Origin of the sequence: Pseudomonas sp. B21-019 (genome assembly GCF_024749225.1) — a bacterium.
Lineage (GTDB): Bacteria > Pseudomonadota > Gammaproteobacteria > Pseudomonadales > Pseudomonadaceae > Aquipseudomonas.
The window spans coordinates 149,696-172,836 of record NZ_CP087193.1; the positions used below are offsets into that span (position 1 = coordinate 149,696).

The following is a 23,141-nucleotide window of genomic DNA, read 5'->3' on the forward strand; positions in this document are numbered from 1 at the left end:
CGACATACGGTCATTCCGGTTGCCATCATGCGATGCAGCGCCATGTTCTGCAGTGATTCAAGACAAGAAGTCCCGGGAATTCCAACTATGCGTTTGCACCTGTTCAAGGTTCTACCTTTCGCCCTTGCCGCCAGCTTTGTTCAGGCGCAGACCCTTCCACAGGCCATGCAACAGGCACTGGATGTCCATCCGGAAATCCAGGCAGGGGTCAATAGTCGGCTGGCTGCGGATTATCAATTAAAGGCTGCAAAAGGTGGATACCTGCCACGGGTCGATCTGCTGGGCGGTTATGGTCGCGAAGGCACCGACAGTGTCTCCACCCGTGCCGCTGGCGGCAGCAACCACTGGGAAACGCTGAACCGGAGCGAGTCAAGTTTACGTCTGTCACAGATGGTTTTTGACGGTTTTGCGACGTCCAGCGAAGTGGGGCGTCAACAAGCCACCGTTAATTCCCGTGCTTATTCCTTGATGGGCACCTCGGAACGCACCGCGTTGACCGTCGCTCAGGTTTATCTCGATGTGCTGACCCGCCGCGAATTCGTGCGCCTGGCCGAAGACAACCTGAAAAACCACGAACGGATTTTTGACCAGATCAAATTGCGTACCCAGCGCGGCGTGGGCAGCGGCGCCGACCTCGATCAGGCCGAAGCGCGTATGGCCCAGGCCCGCAACAACCTGATCACCGAGCAGACCAACCTGGCAGACGCCCAGACCAACTTCCTCAGTGCCGTCGGCCAAATGCCCGATCAACTGGAGCGGCCTGCCGATTTTATGGCGCTGTTGCCGGCCAACCTGAATGAAGCCCGGGCGCAGATGCTGGAAAACAGCCCGATCCTGCGTTCCGCCGAATCGGATATCGCTGCTGCCGAGAAACAGTACGAAGCCGCCAAGTCGAGCTTCTACCCGCGCTTCGATGCCGAATTGGGTCGCACCGCCGACAACGACCTCGATGGTCAGAACGGTCACAACAACGAATGGCAGGCCATGCTGCGCATGCGCTTCAATTTGTTTGCCGGTGGCAGCAACAAGGCCGATCTGGAATCCAAGTCCTATCTGTCGAACCAGGCGCTGGATATCCGCAACAACGCCCTGCGTGTGTTGAATGAAGAACTGGGCCTGGCCTGGAATGCCTTGAACAACGCCAACGCCCAAGTGCCGATCGCCCAGCAATATGTCGATCGCAGCGCCAGCGTGCGCGGTGCGTATCAGAAGCAGTTCAGCCTCGGCGAGCGAACATTGCTCGACCTGCTCGACAGTGAAAACGAGCTGTTTACGGCTTCCCGTCGGCTCGCCGAGATCAAAAACATTCAGTTATTTACTCAGTACCGAATCAAGGCGACCATGGGCGAATTGCTCAAAAGTCAGGGCGTGGTCGCACCGTTGGCATCCGTTGTGCAAAATGACGTGAAGCCCAAGGTCCAGCTGCCTGGGATGAATTGAGTCCTGCCCCATTTCAACTGTTAGCCAAGAGTGTCGAGCGTGGAATCAGAAGTCAGTCGAGTTCAACTCATCCATGATCCACGCGCGCTGCATGACGATCCGTTACTGGACGGCCTGCTAGCCCTCTGCACTTTGCACCAGAAGCCGGCCAGCGCGGCGATGCTGACCACCGGCCTGCCGTTGCCCAAACAGCGCCTGAGCGTCGAACTGCTGCCTCGTGCAGCCGCTCGCGCCGGGCTGCAAGGGCGGGTGCTGCAACGCAAACTGGAGCAGATTCCGGCAATCGCCATGCCGGCGCTGTTGTTGCTCAAGGACGGACGCAGTGCGGTGCTGCTCGGCTGGCACGGTGAAGACCAGGCCCGCTTGCTGCTCAGTGAAAGCGATGGTGGCGAAGTCTGCGTCAGTCGTGAACTGCTCGCCGACGACTACAGCGGCAAAGTGTTCTTCGCCCAACCCCAGCACAAATTCGACGTCAATCACGGCACGCTGATCCCCCGCGCGCGTTCGTGGTTTCGCGACACCCTCAAGCGTTCGCGCTGGCTGTACGTCGACGCCATCGCTGCCAGTCTGCTGATCAATATCATCGCCATGGCCGCGCCGCTGTTCGTGATGAATGTCTACGACCGCGTGGTGCCGAACCAGGCCGAATCGACCCTTTGGGTGCTGGCCATCGGCATCACCGGCGCTTATGTGTTCGACCTGATTCTCAAGAGCCTGCGCAGTCTGTGCCTGGACCTGGCCGGAAAGAAAACCGACCTGATCATTTCAGCGACGCTGTTTGAGCGCATCGTCGGCATGGCCATGAAGTACCGCCCGGCGCGGGTCGGCAGCTTTGCCCAGAACATCCATGAATTTCAGAGCCTGCGCGACTTCCTCGCGTCGCTGACCCTCACCAGCCTGATCGACCTGCCGTTTACGCTGTTGATCTTCCTGGTCATCGCGATCCTCGGCGGGCATCTGGTGTGGATTCCGGTGCTGGCGTTCCCGATTGCGTTGCTGATCGGTTATGCCTTGCAGAAGCCGCTGGTGGCGACCATGGAGCGAACCATGGCCCTGGGCGCCGAGCGCCAGTCGAGCCTGATCGAAACCCTCGCCGGTCTTGATGCGGTCAAGGTCAACAACGCTGAAAGCGAACGCCAATACCAGTGGGAACAGACTATCGGCACCCTCAGCCGCCTTGAGCTGCGGGTGAAAATGCTGTCCGGTCTGGCGATGAACATCACCTTGCTGATTCAGCAATTGGCCGGGGTGATCATGATCGTCTTCGGCGTGTACCAGATCATTGCCGGCAACCTGAGCATGGGCGGTTTGATCGCCTGTTACATGCTCAGCGGTCGTGCCCTCAGCCCGCTGGCCTCGCTGTCCGGTCTGCTGACCCGCTACCAGCAAGCCCGCGTGACCATGACCTCGGTCGATCAGATGATGGAGTTGCCCCAGGAGCGCAATTTCGACGAGCGCCCGCTGAGCCGCAAGGTCCTGCAAGGCGCCATTGAATGCCGTCAGCTGACCTTCACCTATCCGAATCAACAGAACCCCGCGCTGAAGGGCATCAACCTGACCATCAAGCCGGGCGAGAAGATCGGCATCATCGGTCGCAGCGGCTCGGGCAAAAGCTCCCTGGCCAAACTGCTGGTGGGCCTCTATCAACCGGACGACGGCGCGTTGCTGGTGGATGGTGTGGATATCCGCCAGATCGACGTCAGCGAGCTGCGCCACAACATTGGCTACGTGCCCCAGGACATCCAATTGCTCGCCGGTACGTTGCGCGACAACTTGGTGTCGGGCGCGCGCTATGTCGAAGACGAATTGGTGCTGCAAGCCGCGGAACTGGCCGGCGTCCACGAGTTCGCCCGCCTGCATCCGCAAGGCTATGAACTGCAAGTCGGTGAGCGTGGGCAGAACCTGTCCGGCGGTCAGCGCCAGAACGTGGCCCTGGCCCGAGCGCTGCTGCTCAACCCGCCGATCCTGTTGCTGGACGAACCCACCAGCGCCATGGACAACACTGGCGAAGAGCGCCTGAAACAACGCCTCGCTGCCGTGGTGGAAAACAAGACCGTGGTGCTGGTGACGCACCGGGCCTCGCTGTTGTCGCTGGTGGATCGCCTGCTGGTGATCGACCGCGGGCAGATTCTCGCCGATGGCCCGAAAGCCGCCGTGATGGAAGCGTTGAAAAAGGGGCAGATCAGTGTTGCTTAAGTCCGGGGTCAAAGAATCCATCCGCCGCTACTTCAAAGGCTCCGCGTCGCTGCAAGGCCAGCCCCTTCCCGAGGTCAACAAAGCGCTGATCGAGGACGCCCCGCGCGTGGTGCGGTTGACGATCTGGGCGATCATCGGCTTCTTCGTGTTCCTGATGCTGTGGGCCAATTTTGCGGTGATCGATGAAGTCACCAAGGGCGACGGCAAGGCGATTCCGTCGTCGAAGATCCAGAAAATCCAGAACCTTGAGGGCGGCATCGTTTCCGAGTTGTTCGTCAAGGAAGGGCAAATCGTCGAGGCTGGCGCGCCGCTGATACGTCTGGACGACACACGGTTCGCCTCCAATGTTGGCGAAACCGAGGCCGATCGGCTGTCGATGCTGTTGCGCGTGGAGCGCTTGAGCGCCGAGGTCGATGACCGCCCGTTGAATTTCCCCGCCGATGTGCTCAAAGCCGTGCCCGGCCAAGCTGCCAGCGAAGAATCGTTATACGTCAGCCGTCGTCAGCAACTGCACGATGAGATCGGTGGCTTGCAGGAGCAGTTGATCCAGAAGCAGCAGGAGCTGCGCGAGTTCACCTCCAAACAGGCCCAGTACCGCAGCGGTCTGTCCTTGCAGCGTCAGGAAATCGCCATGTCCGAGCCGTTGGTGGCTCAGGGCGCGGTATCCCCGGTCGAGGTATTGCGACTCAAGCGTGCCGAGGTCGAAACCCGCGGCCAACTGGACGCCACCACCCTGGCGATCCCTCGCGCCGAATCGGCGATCAAGGAAGTGCAGCGCAAGATCGATGAGACTCGCGGCAAATTCCGCAGCGAAGCCCTGACTCAACTCAACGAAGCACGCACCGACCTGAACAAGGCCCAGGCGACCGGCAAAGCGCTGGAAGACCGGGTCAGCCGAACGCTGGTGACATCGCCGGTACGGGGCATCGTCAACAAATTGCTGGTGAACACCATCGGTGGTGTGATTCAGCCGGGCAGCGACCTGGTGGAAATCGTGCCGCTGGACGACACCTTGCTGGTGGAAGCCAAGATTCGCCCGCAAGACATCGCCTTCCTGCATCCGGGGCAAGACGCTACGGTGAAGTTCACGGCTTACGACTACACCATTTATGGCGGGCTGAAAGCCAAGCTGGAGCAGATCGGTGCTGACACCATCACCGACGAAGACAAGAAGACCACGTACTACATCATCAAACTGCGCACCGAGCGCAGCCACCTCGGGACGGATGAAAAGCCGTTGCTGATCATTCCGGGGATGGTGGCGTCGGTGGATATCATTACTGGTAAGAAGACCATACTCAGTTATTTGCTCAAGCCGATTATCCGGGCACGCGCCGAGGCGTTGCACGAGCGGTAGTTTTAGCGGGGAGTCTGAAAAGATCGCAGCCTTCGGCAGCTCCTACAGGGTTTCGAGTACACCTGTAGGAGCTGCCGAAGGTTCGGGCCGCGTTCGGACGATCTTTTGATTTTCGGCCATATCGTTATTCGCTAACGGTATTTAAATTTAAATTCTTATACCCATAAAGTCACTTCCCTGCGTACCTGCCGACCAATCGGCGCGCCGCACGACACGAACCAACACGGGACCTCCGTGAGTTTCTGATCGACGCGCGCCCTTGAGCGCGCCGTGCGTGGGAGTGATTTTTATGTCAGCTGTCTCTTTTTCCCCAAAGCCTGAGCCAACAAGCGCCGCCACCCTCGCGTCGCAAGCCTTCGAAATCCGCCCGTTCAGCGGCGCCGTCGGTGCCGAAATCATCGGCCTGGATTTGTCCCGCCCAATCAATCACCAGGACTTCTCCCGAATCCACCGTGCGCACCTGGATCATCACGTGGTGGTGTTCCGCGACCAGCGTATAACCCCTGAACAGCAGATCGCCTTCAGCCGCCGTTTCGGCGTGTTGCAGATCCATGTACTCAAGCAATTCCTGCTCGCCGGGCATCCGGAAATCCTCATCGTTTCCAACATCATCGAAAACGGCCAATCCATCGGCCTCGGTGATGCCGGCAAGTTCTGGCACTCCGATCTCTCTTATAAAGAACTGCCGAGTCTGGGCTCGATGCTGCATGCCCAGGAGCTGCCCTCCGAAGGCGGCGACACGCTGTTTGCCGACATGCACAAAGCCTGGGACAGCCTGCCCGAGGCGCTGCGTAAAGCCGTCGAAGGTCGTTCGGCCGCGCACTCCTACACGGCGCGTTACAGCGAGAGCAAATTCGAGGGCAACTGGCGTCCGACCCTGACGCCGGAGCAACTGGCTCAGGTCGCTGAAGTTGTTCATCCGATCGTCCGCACCCATCCGGAAAACGGCCGCAAGGCGTTGTTCGTCAGCGAGGGCTTCACCACCCGCATCGTCGGTTTGCCGGAAGACGAGAGCAAACAATTGCTCGACGAGCTCTACGCCCACAGCGTGTTGCCGCAAAACATTTACCGCCATCAATGGCAGGCCCACGACCTGGTGTTCTGGGACAACCGCTCGCTGATTCACCTCGCCGCCGGATGCCCCAGCCATCTGCGCCGCAAGTTGTATCGCACCACCATCCAGGGCGACGCGCCTTTCTGATTTCGGAGAACCCTCATGTCCAAACGTCTTCCATTTGCACCGTTGGCCGCCGCTATCGGCCTGGGTTTCAGCCTGCTCGCCGGCAGCCTGGTGGCGCCGACCGTGGCCCACGCCGAGGGTGAAATTCGTATCGCCGAACAATTCGGCATCGTTTATCTGCTGCTCAACGTGGTGCGCGATCAGAACCTGATCGAGAAATACGGCAAGCAGGAAGGCATCGACATCAAGGTCGATTGGACCCAGCTCTCCGGCGGCTCGGCGGTCAACGATGCGTTGCTCTCCGGCTCCATCGACATTGCCGGTGCCGGCGTCGGGCCGCTGCTGACCATCTGGGACCGCACTCACGGCAAACAGAACGTCAAGGCCGTGGCTTCCCTGGGCAACTTCCCTTACTACCTGGTGAGCAACAATCCAAAGGTCAAAACCATCGCTGACTTCACCGAAAAGGACCGCATTGCGGTGCCGGCGGTCGGGGTGTCGGTGCAGTCGCGCTTCCTGCAATACGCAGCAGCCAAGCAATGGGGCGACAAAGAATTCAATCGCCTCGACAAGTACACCATCGCCGTTCCGCACCCGGATGCCACTGCGGCACTGATCGCTGGCGGCACCGAGTTGACCGGGCACTTCTCCAACCCGCCATTCCAGGATCAGGCGCTGGAAAACCCCAGCGTGCACGTGGTGCTGAACACCTACGACCTGCTCGGCCCGAATTCGCCGACCGTGTTGTTCGCCACCGAGAAATTCCGCAACGAGAACCCGAAAACCTATAAAGCCTTCATCGCGGCGCTGACCGAAGCGGCCGAGTTTGCGCAGAGCGATAAAGGCGCGGCGGCCGACACATACATCCGTGTCACCAAGGCAAAAATCGACCGTGCGGCGTTGCTGAAAATCATCGACAACCCGCAGTTCGAATTTACCGTCACGCCGAAAAACACTTACCCACTGGCCGAGTTCCTCTACCGCGTCGGCGCGATCAAAAACAAACCGGATTCGTGGAAGGATTACTTCTTCCAGGATGCCAAGCCGCTGCAAGGGAGCTGATCGACATGAACGCCCCCTTGCAAGGCCACACGGCCAGCAATCCGATCGCGGCCGCGCAAGCGCTGCTGTCGGTCGACAAGGTCAGCCTGGAATACCGCACGCCCGCGCGTGTGGTTCGAGCGACCCATCAGGTCAGTTTCGAGATCGATCCGGCGGACCGCTTTGTGTTGCTCGGTCCGTCCGGCTGCGGCAAATCGACGTTGCTCAAGGCGATCGCCGGGTTTATCCCGCCCTGTGAGGGCGAGATTCGCCTGCAAGGCCAGCGGGTCGATGCGCCAGGGCCGGACCGGATCGTGGTGTTCCAGGAGTTCGATCAGCTGCCGCCGTGGAAAACCGTCAAACAGAACGTGATGTTTCCGCTGCTCGCTTCCAAAACCCTCAAGCGCAAAGAGGCTGAAGAGCGGGCGCTGCATTATCTGGACAAGGTCGGTCTGGCGGCGTTTGCCGATGCCTATCCGCATACCTTGTCTGGCGGCATGAAAGCTCGGGTGGCGATTGCCCGGGCGTTGGCGATGCAACCGAAAATCCTGTTGATGGATGAACCCTTCGCCGCCCTCGACGCGCTGACCCGACGCAAGATGCAGGAGGAGTTGCTGCTGCTTTGGGAAGAGGTGCGTTTCACGCTGCTGTTCGTTACTCACTCCATCGAAGAGGCGTTGGTGGTGGGCAATCGGATTCTGCTGCTGTCGCCTCATCCGGGACGGGTACGAGCCGAAGTCCACAGCCATCAATACGATTTGCACAGCCTCGGCGGCGTGGCGTTCCAGGAATCGGCGCGGCGGATTCATCGGCTGTTGTTCGATGAAGGCCAGTCCCCGGAAACCGCGCGTGAGCTGGATTTCGCTGACATTCGCATCGCTTATTGAGCCATTGAGAGGAGTGCCCGATGAGCCCGTTATCATCCGCGCGTAAAGAGTACGAAACCGTTTTGCAGCCGCTGACGAGCGTCCCGCTGGAGCGTGAGTTACCCCTCGGTCAGCGTCTCTGGCAACAGGGCTGGTTGCGTAAAAGCCTGATCCTGATTGTGCTCGCGCTGATTTGGGAAGCCGTTGCCCGTTACCAGAATAACGACCTGCTGCTGCCAGGTTTTCTGCAAACCGCCAGCGCGCTATACGACGGCCTGCTCAGCGGTGAGCTGTTGGGCAAGGTGTGGATTTCGCTGGTGGTGTTGTTGAAGGGCTACCTGATCGGGATTGTGCTGGCGTTTGCCCTGACCACGCTGGCGGTGTCGACGCAATTGGGGCGCGATCTGCTGAGCACGCTGACCTCGATGTTCAACCCGCTGCCGGCGATTGCGCTGTTGCCGCTGGCGCTGCTGTGGTTCGGACTGGGGCAGAACAGTCTGATTTTTGTACTGGTGCATTCGGTGCTCTGGGCGTTGGCCTTGAACACCTATGCCGGGTTCCTAGGCGTTTCGGAAACCCTGCGCATGGCCGGGCGCAATTACGGCCTCAAGGGCATGCGTTTCGTGCTGTTCATCCTGATCCCGGCCGCGCTGCCGTCGATCCTCGCCGGTTTGAAAATCGGCTGGGCGTTCGCCTGGCGCACGCTGATCGCCGCTGAACTGGTATTTGGCGCCACCAGCGGCAAGGGTGGGTTGGGCTGGTACATCTTCCAGAACCGTAATGAGCTGTACACCGACAAGGTGTTTGCCGGGTTGGCGGTGGTGATCCTGATTGGGTTGCTGGTGGAGAATCTGGTGTTTGATACGTTGGAGCGGGTGACGGTGAAGCGTTGGGGGATGCAGCGCTGATCCGATTAACTTAGGCGATCTTTTGATCTGCTAGCATTGCGTCTGAATCAATCCAGATCAGCCACGAGTGCTCAGCATGCAACTCCCGGACATGAACCTGTTGGTCGCCCTCGACGCCTTGCTCGACGAGGGCAGCGTGGTGGGCGCTGCGCGGCGGATGAACCTCAGCCCGGCGGCGATGAGCCGGACGTTGACGCGGATTCGCGAGGCCATCGGCGATCCGATTCTGGTGCGCGCCGGCCGTGGCCTGGTGCCGACACCCAAGGCGCTGGAGCTGCGCGAGCAAGTGCGGGACCTGGTGGAGCAGGCCGCCTTGCTGTTCCGCTCTGCCGATGACGTGGACTTGGGCAGCTTGCGCCGGCGGTTCAGCATTCGCGCCAATGATTTCTTTGTGGGCGTCTATGGCGGCAAGCTGTTCGACACGATGGAGCGCCAGGCTCCGCATTGCGAACTACGCTTTGTCCCCGAGGGCGACGGGGACGATGAAGCCTTGCGCGAAGGACGCATCGATCTGAGCGTCAGCAACAATCGACCGCTGATGCCGGAAGTGAAGGTGCAAAACCTGTTCTCCACCCACTTTGTCGGGTTGGTGCGCGAAGACCATCCGCTGTTCGATGACGAGATCACCGCCGAGCGTTACGCCGGCTTTTCCCATATCAGCATGTCCCGTCGCGGGATCGCCCGTGGGCCGATCGACACGGCGCTCAATGCCTTGGGGCTGGAGCGGCGGGTGGCGGTGATTGCGCCGAGTTTCCATGCGGCGATGTTCGCCTTGCCGGATTCCGACCTGATTCTGCCGGTGCCCAAAGAAGCATTGCTGAGTGTGCGGCGCCTGGGCTTGAAGCTGCGCTCGTTCACCCTGCCGATTCCGCTACCTACCCTCATGCTGACCCAAGCCTGGCACCCGCGTTTCGACAAAGACCCGGCGCACCGCTGGATGCGCGAGACGCTCAAGGCTTGTTGCGACGAGACCTGGTTGGCGGCGCAGCCGGTTTGAAGGTCAAAAGATCGCAGCCTTCGGCAGCTCCTACGCGCCTGTGGGCGCCGCCGAAGGCTGCGATCTTTTGACTTTAACCATTGCGTATCGCGCACTTATAAGCTGCCAATAAGTCAATTTTCGTAAGCTCTCGCACTTCCTAAAATACTTCGGAATCCCCCTTCCGGAGCGTGCAGTACATGACTTCCCTCGCGGCAACGGCACCTCTCGTCGCGGCCAAACCTGCGACCGCCGTCGCACCACCGGTCTTCGGCCCGAGAATCATCATCGGCCTGGTGGGCGTGTTGCTGGCGGTGTTGGTGTCGGGCCTGAACGAGATGGTGACCAAGGTCGCCCTGGCCGACATTCGCGGTGCGTTGGCCATCGGCTACGACGAAGGCACCTGGCTGGTTGCCAGCTACACCGCGACCTCGGTGGCCGCCATGGCATTTGCCCCTTGGTGTTCGGTGACGTTCTCGTTGCGGCGTTTCACCCTGTGCGCCATCAGCGTCTTCACCCTGTTGGGCGTGCTGAGCCCGTTTGCTCCGAATTATGAAAGCTTGCTGGTCATGCGCACCCTGCAAGGCCTGGCCGGTGGTGCGTTGCCGCCGATGCTGATGACCGTTGCGCTGCGGTTCCTGCCGGCCAACGTGAAGCTCTATGGTCTGGCCGGTTATGCCCTGACGGCAACCTTCGGCCCTGGTCTCGGCACGCCGCTGGCCGGGTTGTGGACCGAGTACGTCGGCTGGCAATGGACTTTCTGGCAAATCGTCGTGCCGTGCCTGATTGCCATGGCGGCGGTGGCTTACGGTCTACCCCAGGATCCGCTGCGTCTGGAACGCTTCAAGTCATTCAACTGGCGTGGCTTGCTACTGGGGTTTCCGGCGATCTGCATGTTGGTGATCGGCATCCTGCAAGGCAATCGGCTGGACTGGTTCGAGTCGAGCCTGATCTGCGCACTGCTCGGCGGCGGGCTGCTACTGCTGGTGCTGTTCCTGATCAACGAGTGGTCGCAACCGATTCCGTTCTTCAAATTGCAGATGCTCGGTATCCGCAACCTGTCGTTCGCGTTGTTGACCCTGGCCGGCGTGCTGGTGGTGTTGCTCGCTGTGGTCATCATTCCCTCCAGTTACCTGGCTCAGGTCCAGGGTTATCGCCCGCTGCAGACGGCGCCAATCATGCTGTTGGCAGCGTTGCCACAGTTGATCGCGCTGCCGTTGGTGGCGGCGCTGTGCAACCTGCGTTGGGTCGATTGCCGTTGGGTGCTGGGGATCGGCCTGAGCATGCTGGCGCTGTCTTGCATCGGCGGCTCGCAGCTGACGTCGGCGTGGATTCGTGACGATTTCTATGTCCTGCAATGGCTGCAGATTTTCGGTCAACCCATGGCCGTGCTGCCGCTGTTGATGCTCTCCACCGGCAGCATCACCCCGATGGAAGGGCCGTTCGCCTCGGCCTGGTTCAACACCGTGAAAGGCCTGGCGGCGGTGATCGCCACCGGTGTGATCGACGCGCTGACCACCGCAAGGCTGCATTTTCACTCGACCGTGCTGGTGGACAACCTCGGTAACTCGCCTCTGGCTGATGGCGCCAGCGCGGGCCTCGCTCACCGACTGCATCAGCAGGCCGTGGTGCTGACTTCTTCCGATCTTTATCTGTGCATGGCTGGCGTCGCCGTGGCGCTGATCCTGCTGATTTTCTGGCTGCCGACGCGGATTTATCCACCGCGCGCGCCAACTTGAACGCTTCACTGGAACAGAAGGTTTTTATGACGACTCAATCAAAGCAAAAAGTCGCTGTCGGCGTTGCCGCAGCGATGGTGGTCGGCGTGTTGATTTACCTGGTGGCGCCGGGCTTGTTCGGCAAGCGTACACAGCAAAGCACCAACGATGCCTTCGTCTCGGCGGACTTCACCCTGGTGGCGCCGCGCGTGGCGGGATTCATCAAGGAAGTGCTGGTGGAGGACAACCAACAGGTCAAGGCCGGGCAGTTGCTGGCGTTGATCGACGACCGCGACCTGCGCGCTGCCGCCGAGGCCGCCGACGCGCAAACCCTGGTGGCCAGGGCGCAGCTGCAAAACGCCAGGGCAACCCTGGAGCGCCAGACGTCGGTGATCGCTCAGGCCCAGGCTACGGTGGTTTCGGCGAAGGCGGAGATGGCTTTCGCCGAGCATGAACTGAACCGCTACAACCACCTCGCCGGGGTGGGCGCCGGCACCGTGCAGAATGCCCAGCAGGCGCGCACGCGCATCGATCAGGCCACCGCCCGGTTGGCCAATGCCACAGCGGTGCTGGCGGCGGAACGCAAACAAGTGGAGATCCTGACCGCCCAGCGCGATGCCGCCGAAGGTGGGCTGAAACGAGCGCAAGCGGCGCTGGAAATGGCCAGCTATGAACTGTCCTATACGCGCATCGTTGCCCCCCAGGACGGCATGGTCGGCGAGCGCGCGGTGCGGGTCGGCGCCTATGTCACACCGGGCAGCAAGATTCTGGCCGTGGTGCCGCTGGAACGGGCGTATGTGGTCGCCAATTTTCAGGAAACCCAACTGACCGACGTACAGCCGGGGCAGGACGTGCAGGTGCATGTCGACAGCCTTGGTGGCGAAGCCCTGCAGGGACGCGTCGAGAGCATCGCACCGGCCACCGGCGTGACCTTCGCGTCAGTCAAACCGGACAACGCCACCGGCAACTTCACCAAGGTTGTGCAACGGATTCCGGTGAAAATCATCCTCGATCCAGGCCAGCCATTGGCTGAGCGGTTGCGGGTGGGGATGTCGGTGGAGGCGAGTATTGATACTGCCAGCGCTACGGCCGATGAGCATGAGGTCGCACAACGATGAACTTCGCTAATCGCACATCCCTGTGGCGAGGGAGCTTGCTCCCGCTGGGCCGCGAAGCGGACCCAAAATTTGCGAGTGCTACGCACTCGAACGGGAGCAAGCTCCCTCGCCACAAAGTCGGCATTCATTCAGTAGTTTTTGTGTTGAGTCTGTTTTCATTGAACGCCTGCACCGTCGGCCCGGACTTCCAGCGCCCTCAGCCGCAGCAAGTCGCCCAATGGTCGAAACCGGCCAAAGCCGCCGCCAGTCAGGCCGTCCCCAACGAGATGGACGAACGCTGGTGGGAAGTGTTCCACGATCCGAAACTCTCGGCCCTGACCCAACGCGCCCTGACCGATAACCTCGACCTGAAACTCGCCAGCAGCCGTTTGCAACAAAGCCGCGCCGCGCGCCAGGTAATCACCGCCGACCGCTATCCCAACACCGCCGCCACCGGCAGCTATGGGCGCAAACGCAACAGCGGTGAAGGCCTGAACGATCCGTCGGGCAACAGTGGCGACTCAGCCTACAACCTGTGGGATGCAGGCTTTTCCGCCTCCTGGGAACTGGATTTCTGGGGGCGTGTGCGCCGCGAAACCGAAGCCGCCGATGCCACCCTGGAGGTGGCGGAAAACGATCGCCGTGGCGTGCTGCTGTCGGTGCTCGCCGAAACGGCTCAGGACTACATTCAACTGCGCGGTGTGCAAAGCACCCGGACCGTCACCGAGCAGAATCTCGACGTCGCCCGGCATAGTTTGAAACTCTCGCAACTGCGCCTGGCCGACGGTGTGGCGACGGATCTGGACGTCGCCGAAGCCGCCGCGCAAGTCGCGGCCATCGAATCACGTTTACCGGCGCTGGAGCAGCGTCAGTCGCAACTGATCAACGCGCTGAGCCTGTTGATGGGCGAACCGCCGCAAGCGTTGTCCGCCGAGTTATCCACAGACGCCCCGGTACCGCAAACCCCGCGACAGGTCGCCATCGGCTTGCCGTCGCAATTGGCCGAGCGCCGCCCGGATATCCGCCAGACCGAAGCCCGACTGCATGCCGCGACCGCCAGCATCGGCGTGGCCAAGGGTGACTTCTATCCGCGAATCACCCTGTCGGGCAACATCGGTTCGCAAGCCCTGCAACTGAGCGATTTCGGCTCCTGGGGCTCGCGCTCGTTCAGCATCGGTCCGCAATTGAGCTTGCCGCTGTTCGACGGCGGTCGACTGCGGGGCGTGTTGCATCTGCGCGAAGCCCAACAACAGGAAGCGGCCCTGGCTTACCAGCAAACCGTGCTGCGGGCCTGGCATGAAATCGACAATCAACTCACCGCCTACAACGCCAGCCAATTGCGCCGCGACAGCCTCGCCGAAGCCGTGCGCCAAAACCAGATCGCCCTGCGCACCGCGCAACAGCAATACGTCGAAGGGGTGGTGGATTTCGTCAACGTCCTCACCGTGCAAAGCGAATTGCTGGCGACCCAGCAGCAGTGGGTCGAGAGCTCGACCGGGGTGTCGTTGGCAATGGTTGGGTTGTACAAGGCGTTGGGTGGGGGATGGGAGTCGGCGTATCCGGTGGCGGAGATGGCGCAGCGTTGATATGGATAGTTTGTAAGGAAATTAACACCTATCCGCCAACGCGCGCTCCAACCAATGATGGCCATCCGCTTGACGAGCCTCCCCGCTGTCGTAGACTCCGTTCATCCGTCAGGGAGTTACGGTTATGCGGCGTTTTCGTATTTGGGTTGCGGGATTAACCTTTGTAACGTGCGTAGTACAGGCGCAAACGCCTGCGCCAGACGATCCGTTGCTGGAAAGCAACGCGGTCGGCGGTAACGCGTCAGCCAGCAGTGAGGCCCGTGGTGTGTTGCGAGCCCGGGATCAGGCGGTGCTCGCCAGTGAGTTGTCCGGGCGGATTGTCGAGTTGCCGTTCAGTGAGGGCGAGTCGTTCAAAAAGGGCGACACCCTGGCGCGGTTTGACTGTTCGGCTTATCAGGCTCAGCTCAACGCGGCTCAGGCCGCCAACCGTGGCGCCGGTGAGGAGCTGGCCCATAACCGGCAACTGGCGGCGTTGAATTCGGTGGGGCGCTTTGAAGTGGCGCGGGCCGAGGCCAAGGTCAGCGAAACCCAGGCGCAATCTCAGGTTTATCAGGTTCAGGTCAAACGCTGCAGCGTGGTCGCGCCGTTCGATGGCCAGGTCGTCGAGCGCAAGGTCAAACGCTACGAAAGCGTTGCCGCCGGCGCGCCGTTGCTGGATGTGGTCGATAACCGCACCCTGGAAATTCACCTGTTGGTGCCGTCACGCTGGATGGGCAAACTCAAGCCCGGCCAGACGTTCAGTTTTGTCCCCGATGAAACCGGTCAGCCGCTGGATGCCACGGTCAAGCGTCTCGGCGCGCGGATCGACGAAGGCAGCCAGACTTTGCTGCTGGTGGCGACGCTGCCCAACGCCAGCGGTCTGTTGGCCGGCATGAGCGGAACGGCACGTTTCGCGGAGCTCAAGTGAACGCCCCGGTAACGGGCGGCGCGGAGCAGGTGTTCGCCAGGTTTCTTGATCTCGAACGCCAGACCCGTGCCGCTCGCAATCCTTCGCAGCTGGCTTACAGCCTGGTCAATGACGGCCAGGCGCTGTTCGGTTTCCGCCATGCTGCGTTGTTGATCGCCGGCAAGGTGCAGGCGGTGACCGGTGTCAGTGCCGTGGAGCCGAATGCGCCGTTCGTGGCGTTTGTCGAGCAAGCGGTCGCGCAGCTGTTCAAGCTTGAGGTGTTGAAACAGGCACGGGTGATCGCGCCCGATCTGCTTAGCGAACCGATTCAGGCTGACTGGCAAAGTCTGTCGGCCGCTCAGGTGTTCTGGTTGCCACTGATTGATCATCAGGGCGAGATCTTCGGCGGGCTGTGGCTGGCGCGGGATGTGCCATGGAACCCTGCCGAGCAGGTGCTGTTGTCGCAACTGGGCGACACCTACAGCCATGCCTGGCTGGCGCTGCAACCGCGCAAACCCTGGCGACTGCGCTGGACGCGCAAGCGTCAGGTGGCACTGGTCGCCGTGTTGTTGCTCGGGTTACTGATTCCGGTGCGCCAATCGGTGTTGGCACCGGCCGAAGTCGTCCCGTTGGGCGGCCGGGTGGTCGCCGCGCCGCTGGACGGAGTGATCGCCGAGTTCCTGGTCAAACCCAACCAGACGGTGAAGACCGGCGACCTGCTACTGCGCTTCGAAAGCACCACGCTCAAGGCTCAGGCTGATGTGGCCGAGCGCGCTCTGGGCGTTGCCGAAGCGGAACTCAAGGCCAATTCCCAACGCTCCTTCGCCGATGCCGAATCCAGTTCGAAAATCGATCTGCTGGCCGCACGTGTCGAGCAGAAACGCGCCGAACGGGATTACGCCCGTGAACTACTCAAGCGCAGCGAAGTGCGTGCCGAGCGGGATGGCATCGCGGTGTTCGCCGACGCCGAACGCTGGACCGGCAAACCGGTGCAGACCGGCGAGCGCTTGATGGAAATCGCCGACCCGAACCAGGCCGAGTTGCGCATCGAATTGGCCGTGGGCGATGCGATCGCCCTGGAGCCTGGGGCGCAGGTCGCGCTGTTTCTCGACAGCGATCCACTGCAGCGGCACCAGGCCAGGCTCGAACGTTCGGCCTATGAAGCGCAGCCAACAGCTGGTGGGCAACTGGCTTATCGACTGGATGCGACATTCGACGGCGCACCGCCGCGCATTGGCCTGCGTGGCACGGCGAAAGTCTTCGGTGACCGTGCGCCGCTGGCGCTGTACCTGTTGCGTCGACCGCTGGCCGGGTTGCGTCAGAGCGTGGGCCTTTAGATGAGCCTGCCGAGCCTGCGGGCAGACCTGCAATTGTCGACGGCGGCGCCGGCCCTCGACGGGTCACCGTGCTGGACCCTGGCCGACCCGGTGCGTGGACGTTATTTCAAACTCGGCGCGGCGGCGATGCGCTTGCTGCGTCATTGGTCCCTGGGTGATCCCGAGCAGGTGCTGCGTGCCGCCAACCGCGAGCCAGGGCTGCCGCTGGACGGCGCGGCGCTTGAGCAATTGCTGGATTTTTTGCGCGGCCACGACCTGATCAGCGCCCTCGACCCATCGCAGCGCGCCAGTTACAGCCTGAAGGCCGCGGCGCAGCGCCAGAGCCTGTGGAAAATCCTGCTGCATCAATACCTGTTTTTCCGGATTCCGCTGTGGCGTCCGGACGCCTTTCTCAATCGCGTCTGGCCGTGGCTGGAGCGTTTCGGCCCGCGCGCATTGCGCTACGGACTGCCCGCGACGCTGGGGCTCGGGGTGTTTCTGGTGTCGCGGGACTGGCAGCGATTCATCGCCACCTTTCCGCACCTGTTCAGCCTCGGTGGCGCGCTGGCGTTCGCGGTGGCGCTGTTTTTCGCCAAGCTGTGCCACGAGTTCGGCCACGCCTTCATGGCCAAGCGCGCCGGTTGTCGGGTGCAGAGCATGGGCGTGGCGTTCATGGTGCTGCTGCCGATGTTCTACACGGACGTCAGTGACGCCTGGCGGGTCAACGATAGACGTGCGCGTTTGCTGATCGGCGCCGGCGGGGTGCTGGCGGAACTGGTGCTGGCCTGTATCGCGCTGCTCGCCTGGTCCCTGCTGCCCGATGGCCCCGGGCGCACGGCGGCGTTCATGCTCGCCAGTGCGACCTGGATCACTACGCTGGTGATCAACCTCAACCCGTTCATGCGTTTCGACGGCTACTTCTTGCTCAGCGACTTCTGGGAAGTGGACAACCTTCAGGGACGTGCCTTTGCCTTGTGTCGCTGGCGATTGCGCGAGTTCCTGTTCGGCTACGCTGCCCCGGCGCCGGAGCCGTGGGCGCCGAGGATGCAGCGGCGGTTGTTGATCTGGGGATACGGCTCGTGGCTATGGCGCGCGGCGTTGTTTTTCGGGATTGCGCTGGCGGTTTATCACCTGTTCTTCAAGGTATTGGGGATCTTCCTGATGCTGGTGGAGCTGGTGTGGTTCATCTTCCTGCCGATCCTGAGCGAGTGGCGGCAATGGTGGAGTCGTCGCGAACAGGCGCATACGCCTCGGGTACTGCTTAGCAGCCTGACATTGTTAGGGCTGTTGTTGCTGCTGGCGCTGCCGTGGCGCAGCGCGGTGGAGTTGCCGACGATGTTGGAGGCGGGACACACCAGCGCCTTGCACGCGCCGGTGGCGGCGCGGGTAAAAACGGTGAATGTGCATGACGGCCAGGTTGTCGCCCAGGGCGAGGTGCTGATCGAGCTGGAATCACCGGACCTGGACTCACGCCAGGCCATCGTCCGCCGCGAGATCCAGATTCAGCAGTTGCAGATGCGTCGTCAGGCCAGCCGCAGCGAAACCGCGGCCGACGCCGGAATCGTCGAGCAGCGCCTGGCGGAAGCGGTGGCTGAATACCGCGGCCTGGTCGCCCAGCGTGAGCGACTGCTACTGCGCGCGCCCCACGCCGGCAAGGTGCGCGACCTGTTGCCGCAGTTAACGGTCGGTCGCTGGCTTTCGACTAAAGATCCTTTGGCGCGGGTGGTCGAAGACGGCGCGCGGTTGCGCGGTTATCTGGCCGAAGCCGAGCTCTGGCGTGTTGCTTCGGGTGCTCGCGGGCGGTTCATCGCCGATGACCCGATGCACCCGGCGATCGCCGTGCAATTAAGCGAAATCGATACCAACGGCGCGGCTTATGTCGATCAAGAGGCGCTGACTTCCGATCATCACGGGCCGATTGCCGTGCGCCGGGATGAGCATCAGCGCGCCGAGCCGGTGCAGGCGCAGTATGGCGCGCGGTTGAGTGTCCTCGAAGAGACGCCGACGCCGGTGCAACCTTTGCGCGGCATTGTGGTGTTGCAGGGCAGCGGCGAATCGTTGCTGGGCGTTGCCTGGCGGCGCATGGCGGCCCTGGGGGTCAGGGAAAGCGGTTTCTAAGGGAGAACAGCGATGGCGAGCAGCGATTCAGTGGCAGCGGACGGCTTGGTGGTCAGGCCTTCGCGCACCAGCGATGGACCTTTTCTGCACAGCCTTTACCAGGCGGCGCGGCCGGATCTGCAATGGATCGACGGCGAGCAGGAAGTGGTCCAACAGGTGGTTGCCCAGCAATTCAACGTGCAGGAACAAGGGCTGGGGGAGAACTTTCCCAACGCCATGCATTACGTGATCGAGAAACTCGACACGGCCATCGGCGCACTGACCACGGATTTTGGCCCCAATGAAATTCGCGTGCTGTACCTGGCGTTCATCCCCCAGGCCCGAGGTCGGGGTTACGGGCGGACGGTGCTGCAAGGCGTGCAAAAAGCCGCGCAACAAATTCGCTGCCCGGTGGCGACGGTGGTCTGGGCCAACAATCCCCATGCGCGCCAGCATTACCTGGCGCTGGGGTTTCAGGTTGAAGAGCGCAACCCGGCGGCGGAGCGGCTGGTGTGGTATCCCCAAGGCTGAACCCATAATCGATTGTAGGAGCTGCCGAGTGAAACGAGGCTGCGATCTTTTGATCTTAAAAAATCAAAATCAAAAGATCGCAGCCTTCGGCAGCTCCTACGTAAAGCGATCAGCGTCACTCTTCAATTGAACGCAATGTAGAAATAACCCACGTCGGGATCCCGCCCCATGTTCGGTACTCGCGAGACAAAAATATTTTCCACCTGGCCCAGTTCCGGTAACTCCAGCGCACACAAGCCATCGACAAAGTCAGTGGGTTGCAGGCTGTTGAGCTCGACGCTGAACGGCATGCGCTCGCTTTTGGGCATCTGTGAATGGGGCGTTTCTTTCAAGGTGTCGATATGGATCGGCAGCTCACTGCCATCTGGCAGCCGCAGCGTTCCGGTCTTGCCCAGCAGTGCCTGAAAGTGTTGGCTTTGAACCTGTTGCAGCATGGCATCCCTCCATCAAGCAAAAGTGGCCGGGGGATGTGCATCCCCCGGCCAGACCCTCAGTTACGCGAAGGGAACAGCCCGTTCAGCGCGATGCTGAAGTTGAGCACCAGGAACGGGTTCATCACCGTCATGGGCAAACCATTGCCGGCGGACGAGATTTCCCCCGTCACCGTGCTGGTGACGCCCTTGAGCGGTACCGCCGCAGCACCTTGCTGATCGGAGTAGATGCTCGCCGAGCCTGGCCCGCCGCCCGAGGCACCGATGTACGAGTTGGTTGCGGTCGGGTTGGTGACCGGGTTGCTCGCCGGGCTGGCCAGTTGCAGGGTGGTGGTGGCCGTGAGCCCGGACAGGGCGTGGGTGTGGTTGGGCAGGTTATTGATGGTCGCGGTGACGTTTTCGGTCCCGGAGACCTCGCCGATGACACGCGGGGTCAGGCCCAGGCCGTTGCCTTGGGCAATCGGCATGCGTCCCTGCAGGTTGGGCAGCATGAAATTGGTGGTGCCATTGCCTCCATAGTAGGTTCCCAGCAGTGAGAAAAGCGCCTGGTATTGCGAGATCCCCAGCGTCTGGCCATAGCACAGGGCCCAGCCGTTGGGGGCGAAGTTAAAGGCGAAAGGTTGGATAGTGCCCATGAATACTTCCATAGTTCCTCATCCCTCAGGTTAGTGTCTGATATGTCACATCGCAGGCCCGGTTATCCGGGCGGATCGCAGTGATCAGCCGACTCCGTTCATCTCCGTGGCTGGGTCACGCCACGCCAAAGCGTAGACGCTGATCGGAATGATTGCCGGACGTCGTCCGTCTTAAAGCCAGCATCGACGACGGGCCTGAGCCTGTCCTACAGTGCTTGAGAAAATTGCGTATTCACTGGGTCGAAGCTCATTGGGTCGAGGCACATCAGGTCGAAAAAGGGGAGGCAATGGAGGCACGTAGAGAAACACCGCTGGGTGACACTCAGGATCCGCACGCGACACCGGGCTCATGGGCGGCTGCCCGCCGCTTATTGCGGTGGGCGCGGGAGCACTGGCTGCTGCCGATCCTGGCATTGGCTGCGCTGGTGCGTTTTTACGACCTGACGGCGGCGGCGATCTGGGGTGACGAAGGGTCCAGCCTGTTGTTGAGCCAGTACTCTCTGGCCGGGATCTGGGAGCATGCAGCCCATGATGTGCATCCGCCGCTGTATTTCATGCTGCTGCACGGCTGGATCGGGCTGTTCGGCGACGGCATTTTTTCGATTCGTTGCCTGAGCGCGCTGCCGGGGATTGCGACGGTCGGGCTCGGTGTCTGGCTGGTGGACCTGCTCGCGACCCGCCGCGCCGCGTTGCTGGCCGGGGTTCTGCTGGCGCTGTTGCCGACGGCGGTGCGGTATAGCCAGGAAGTGCGGATGTATTCGCTGTTGGGGACGTGGCTGATCGGCGCCACGATCGCCCTGGTGTACTGGATAAAACGACCACAACGCACGCGCTATCTGGTGATCTACACCCTGCTGATGACAGCGGCGTTCTACACCCATTACTTCACCGCGCTGTGCGTGCTGTGTCACTGGTTGTATCTGGGCCTGATCCGTGTACAGCCAGGGTATCGACTGCGACACATTCAGCGCTCGGGCTGGTGGCTGGCCAATGTGGCGATTGTGCTGTTGTACCTGCCGTGGGTGCCCAGCCTGATCGATCTGATCCAGCACTTGGATCTGCTCAAGGCCAATGGTGATGTGGGGTGGGAGCCCCCCGTCATGCTCGACTCATTGCCGTCGATGATCTGGTCGCTCCTGATCCAGGACGATGGCGAGAACCTGCCCACGCTGATTTTTATTGCGCTGCCACTGGCATTGGTGGCCCTGGCGGGCGTGGCGCTGGCCCGCGACCGCAGTGTGTTCCGTGGCAGTGCGCTGGCGGTGATCTACACCGCGGTCCCGTTATTGCTGGTGTTTGCGGTGTCGTTCATCTCGCCGGTGTTCATCGAGCGTTACCTGACCGCTTACGCCTTGGGTCTGCCGATGGTTGTCGCACTGGCCGTCGATCGCTTGTACGCAGACTTCAAGGTCTTGGCGCTGGCCGTGCTGCTGCTGTTTGTCGGTGTCGAGCTGGTGGGGGTGAAGAACAATGCCACGGTGGATACTGAGGATCAGATCAGCGTCATGGCCAAACACGTGAACCAGCACTTCATGCCCGGCGACCGAATCGTCACCAGCGATATGCTCTGGTACCTGAGTTACGTCTATTACAACCAGACCAACGCCAAACCGATGTTGTACACGCCACCATTGGCCGATGGCCGGTCGAGCCGGCCGAACGCCTACGGTTTCGGTACGCTGGTGACCAATGATATCTACCTGGATAGCCTCGATGCCTTGCCCAAAGGCACTGGTCGGGTATGGCTGGTCGGTACCCTCGAGGGGGCGGACGAGTTCGCTCCATTGCCCGCGGGCTGGCGACGCGTCGACGAAGCCCGGGGGGGAGGCGCCGTGGCACGCTTGTATGTGCTGAAGTAATTCGTGGTTTCAGGGCTTAAACGATTCAACTTTTAAACAGTTATATAAACTGCGTTTTCCAGTCGATTTAGCTCCGATTTGATATCAAAACACCACTAGCTGTAGGGCCATTCATGGTCTACGCTCCGTCGTACAAAGGACTGAATGACGGGTGAATGGATTGCAACAATTCCACTTTATCTCCGGCTTGCCGCGCTCGGGCTCGACCCTGCTTTCTGCCATTCTTTTGCAGAATCCGCGCTTTCATGCCGGCATGACCAGCCCCGTGGGCGCACTCTTTTCCGGCGTTCTGGAGCAATGCAGCGCCGGCAGCGAATTCGGCGCGGTGATCGACACCGACCTGCGTCGCCGCCTGTTGCGTGGCTTGTTCGATTCTTACTATGCCGACAAGGCCGACAAACCGGTGGTGTTCGACACCAATCGCTTGTGGAGTTCGCGCCTGCCGGCGATCAGCGATCTGTTCCCTCAAGCCAAGATCATTGCCTGTGTGCGCAATGTCGCCTGGGTCATGGACAGCATCGAGCGCCTGTACCGCGCCAATCCCTTCGAAAACACCAAGTTGTTCGGCGATGCAGTCGAACGCAACACGGTCTACAGCCGCTGCGAAACCCTGGCCCAGCGCAATCGGCTGGTGGGGTTTTCCTGGGCCGCCCTCAAGGAAGCCTATTACGGCGAACACGCCGACTCACTGCTGATCATCGATTACGACCTGCTGAGCCAGGCGCCAGAGCGGGTGATGCGGCTGGTCTACGACTTCATCGGTGAACCCTGGTTCGAACATGATTTCGATCATTTGGCCTACGACGCGCCGGAATTCGACCAGGCCCTTGGCCTCTCGGGGCTGCATAAGGTGAAGGCCAAGGTCCAATTGCAGTCCAGGCGCACGATCCTGCCGCCGGATTTGTTCAAGCAATACGCCGAGTTGTCCTTTTGGCTCGATGGCTCAGCCAGCGCCGCCAATGTCATTCGTATGAAAGCCGACGCCGCGATCAGTTGATCGCGGCGTTTTCATTAGCCTGTC

Annotated in this window: 19 protein-coding genes; 17 read left to right on the forward strand and 2 right to left on the reverse strand. The window is 61.3% G+C overall.

The genetic code is table 11. The annotated features are described in order from the left end of the window. Nucleotides 1-87: 87 nt before the first annotated feature. From LOY36_RS00635 to LOY36_RS00705, 15 genes are all read left to right on the forward strand, one after another. Complete coding sequence (locus LOY36_RS00635; RefSeq protein ID WP_019651589.1) at nucleotides 88-1,440, forward strand: TolC family outer membrane protein; 1,353 nt, start codon at nucleotides 88-90, stop codon at nucleotides 1,438-1,440. 39 nt (nucleotides 1,441-1,479) lie between these two features. Further along, the gene (locus tag LOY36_RS00640; RefSeq protein WP_258671858.1) at nucleotides 1,480-3,636 is read left to right on the forward strand and encodes a type I secretion system permease/ATPase; all 2,157 of its coding nucleotides are present in this window, start codon (nucleotides 1,480-1,482) and stop codon (nucleotides 3,634-3,636) included. Beyond that, nucleotides 3,626-4,993, forward strand: coding sequence for an HlyD family type I secretion periplasmic adaptor subunit (locus LOY36_RS00645; protein WP_019651587.1), 1,368 nt, complete (start codon nucleotides 3,626-3,628; stop codon nucleotides 4,991-4,993). Before LOY36_RS00640 ends, LOY36_RS00645 begins: the two co-directional genes overlap by 11 nt. A gap of 289 nt (nucleotides 4,994-5,282) precedes the next feature. After that, entirely contained in the window at nucleotides 5,283-6,194 is a 912-nt protein-coding gene (locus LOY36_RS00650; RefSeq protein WP_258671860.1) for a TauD/TfdA family dioxygenase, read from the forward strand. A gap of 15 nt (nucleotides 6,195-6,209) precedes the next feature. Beyond that, entirely contained in the window at nucleotides 6,210-7,235 is a 1,026-nt protein-coding gene (locus tag LOY36_RS00655; protein WP_086944200.1) for an ABC transporter substrate-binding protein, read from the forward strand. Nucleotides 7,236-7,240: 5 nt separating this feature from the next. Then, nucleotides 7,241-8,101 (forward strand): ABC transporter ATP-binding protein, encoded by an 861-nt coding sequence (locus tag LOY36_RS00660; RefSeq protein WP_258671861.1) that lies wholly within the window; start codon nucleotides 7,241-7,243, stop codon nucleotides 8,099-8,101. Nucleotides 8,102-8,121: 20 nt separating this feature from the next. Then, nucleotides 8,122-8,988, forward strand: coding sequence for an ABC transporter permease (locus tag LOY36_RS00665; protein ID WP_258671862.1), 867 nt, complete (start codon nucleotides 8,122-8,124; stop codon nucleotides 8,986-8,988). A 76-nt stretch (nucleotides 8,989-9,064) separates the two neighbouring features. Beyond that, the gene (locus LOY36_RS00670) at nucleotides 9,065-9,985 is read left to right on the forward strand and encodes a LysR family transcriptional regulator (RefSeq protein ID WP_019651583.1); all 921 of its coding nucleotides are present in this window, start codon (nucleotides 9,065-9,067) and stop codon (nucleotides 9,983-9,985) included. A gap of 179 nt (nucleotides 9,986-10,164) precedes the next feature. Beyond that, on the forward strand, nucleotides 10,165-11,703 hold the full coding sequence (locus LOY36_RS00675) for an MFS transporter (RefSeq protein WP_258671863.1): 1,539 nt from the start codon (nucleotides 10,165-10,167) through the stop codon (nucleotides 11,701-11,703). Nucleotides 11,704-11,729: 26 nt separating this feature from the next. After that, a complete protein-coding gene (locus tag LOY36_RS00680; protein ID WP_019651581.1) occupies nucleotides 11,730-12,800 on the forward strand; it encodes an HlyD family secretion protein in 1,071 nt (356 codons plus the stop codon). Then, nucleotides 12,797-14,365 (forward strand): efflux transporter outer membrane subunit, encoded by a 1,569-nt coding sequence (locus LOY36_RS00685; protein ID WP_258671865.1) that lies wholly within the window; start codon nucleotides 12,797-12,799, stop codon nucleotides 14,363-14,365. Before LOY36_RS00680 ends, LOY36_RS00685 begins: the two co-directional genes overlap by 4 nt. 124 nt (nucleotides 14,366-14,489) lie before the next feature. Then, entirely contained in the window at nucleotides 14,490-15,272 is a 783-nt protein-coding gene (locus LOY36_RS00690) for an efflux RND transporter periplasmic adaptor subunit (protein ID WP_026331885.1), read from the forward strand. Beyond that, the gene (locus tag LOY36_RS00695) at nucleotides 15,269-16,588 is read left to right on the forward strand and encodes an efflux RND transporter periplasmic adaptor subunit (protein ID WP_258671867.1); all 1,320 of its coding nucleotides are present in this window, start codon (nucleotides 15,269-15,271) and stop codon (nucleotides 16,586-16,588) included. Before LOY36_RS00690 ends, LOY36_RS00695 begins: the two co-directional genes overlap by 4 nt. Further along, nucleotides 16,589-18,685: a biotin/lipoyl-binding protein gene (locus tag LOY36_RS00700; protein ID WP_258671868.1), complete on the forward strand. Its 2,097-nt coding sequence runs from the start codon at nucleotides 16,589-16,591 to the stop codon at nucleotides 18,683-18,685. It begins immediately after the preceding gene. 12 nt (nucleotides 18,686-18,697) lie between these two features. After that, a complete protein-coding gene (locus LOY36_RS00705; RefSeq protein WP_258671869.1) occupies nucleotides 18,698-19,195 on the forward strand; it encodes a GNAT family N-acetyltransferase in 498 nt (165 codons plus the stop codon). Nucleotides 19,196-19,317: 122 nt separating this feature from the next. On the opposite strand, the gene LOY36_RS00710 is transcribed toward LOY36_RS00705, so the two are convergent. Beyond that, nucleotides 19,318-19,629, reverse strand: coding sequence for a DUF6916 family protein (locus LOY36_RS00710; protein ID WP_019651576.1), 312 nt, complete (start codon nucleotides 19,627-19,629; stop codon nucleotides 19,318-19,320). 56 nt (nucleotides 19,630-19,685) lie between these two features. Next, nucleotides 19,686-20,273: a phage tail protein gene (locus tag LOY36_RS00715; RefSeq protein WP_018929399.1), complete on the reverse strand. Its 588-nt coding sequence runs from the start codon at nucleotides 20,271-20,273 to the stop codon at nucleotides 19,686-19,688. Between the two features lie 275 nt (nucleotides 20,274-20,548). On the opposite strand from LOY36_RS00715, the gene LOY36_RS00720 reads away from it, so the two are divergent. Then, on the forward strand, nucleotides 20,549-22,120 hold the full coding sequence (locus LOY36_RS00720) for a glycosyltransferase family 39 protein (RefSeq protein WP_258671870.1): 1,572 nt from the start codon (nucleotides 20,549-20,551) through the stop codon (nucleotides 22,118-22,120). A gap of 151 nt (nucleotides 22,121-22,271) precedes the next feature. After that, the gene (locus LOY36_RS00725) at nucleotides 22,272-23,117 is read left to right on the forward strand and encodes a sulfotransferase (protein WP_018929397.1); all 846 of its coding nucleotides are present in this window, start codon (nucleotides 22,272-22,274) and stop codon (nucleotides 23,115-23,117) included. The last annotated feature ends 24 nt before the right edge of the window (nucleotides 23,118-23,141 follow it).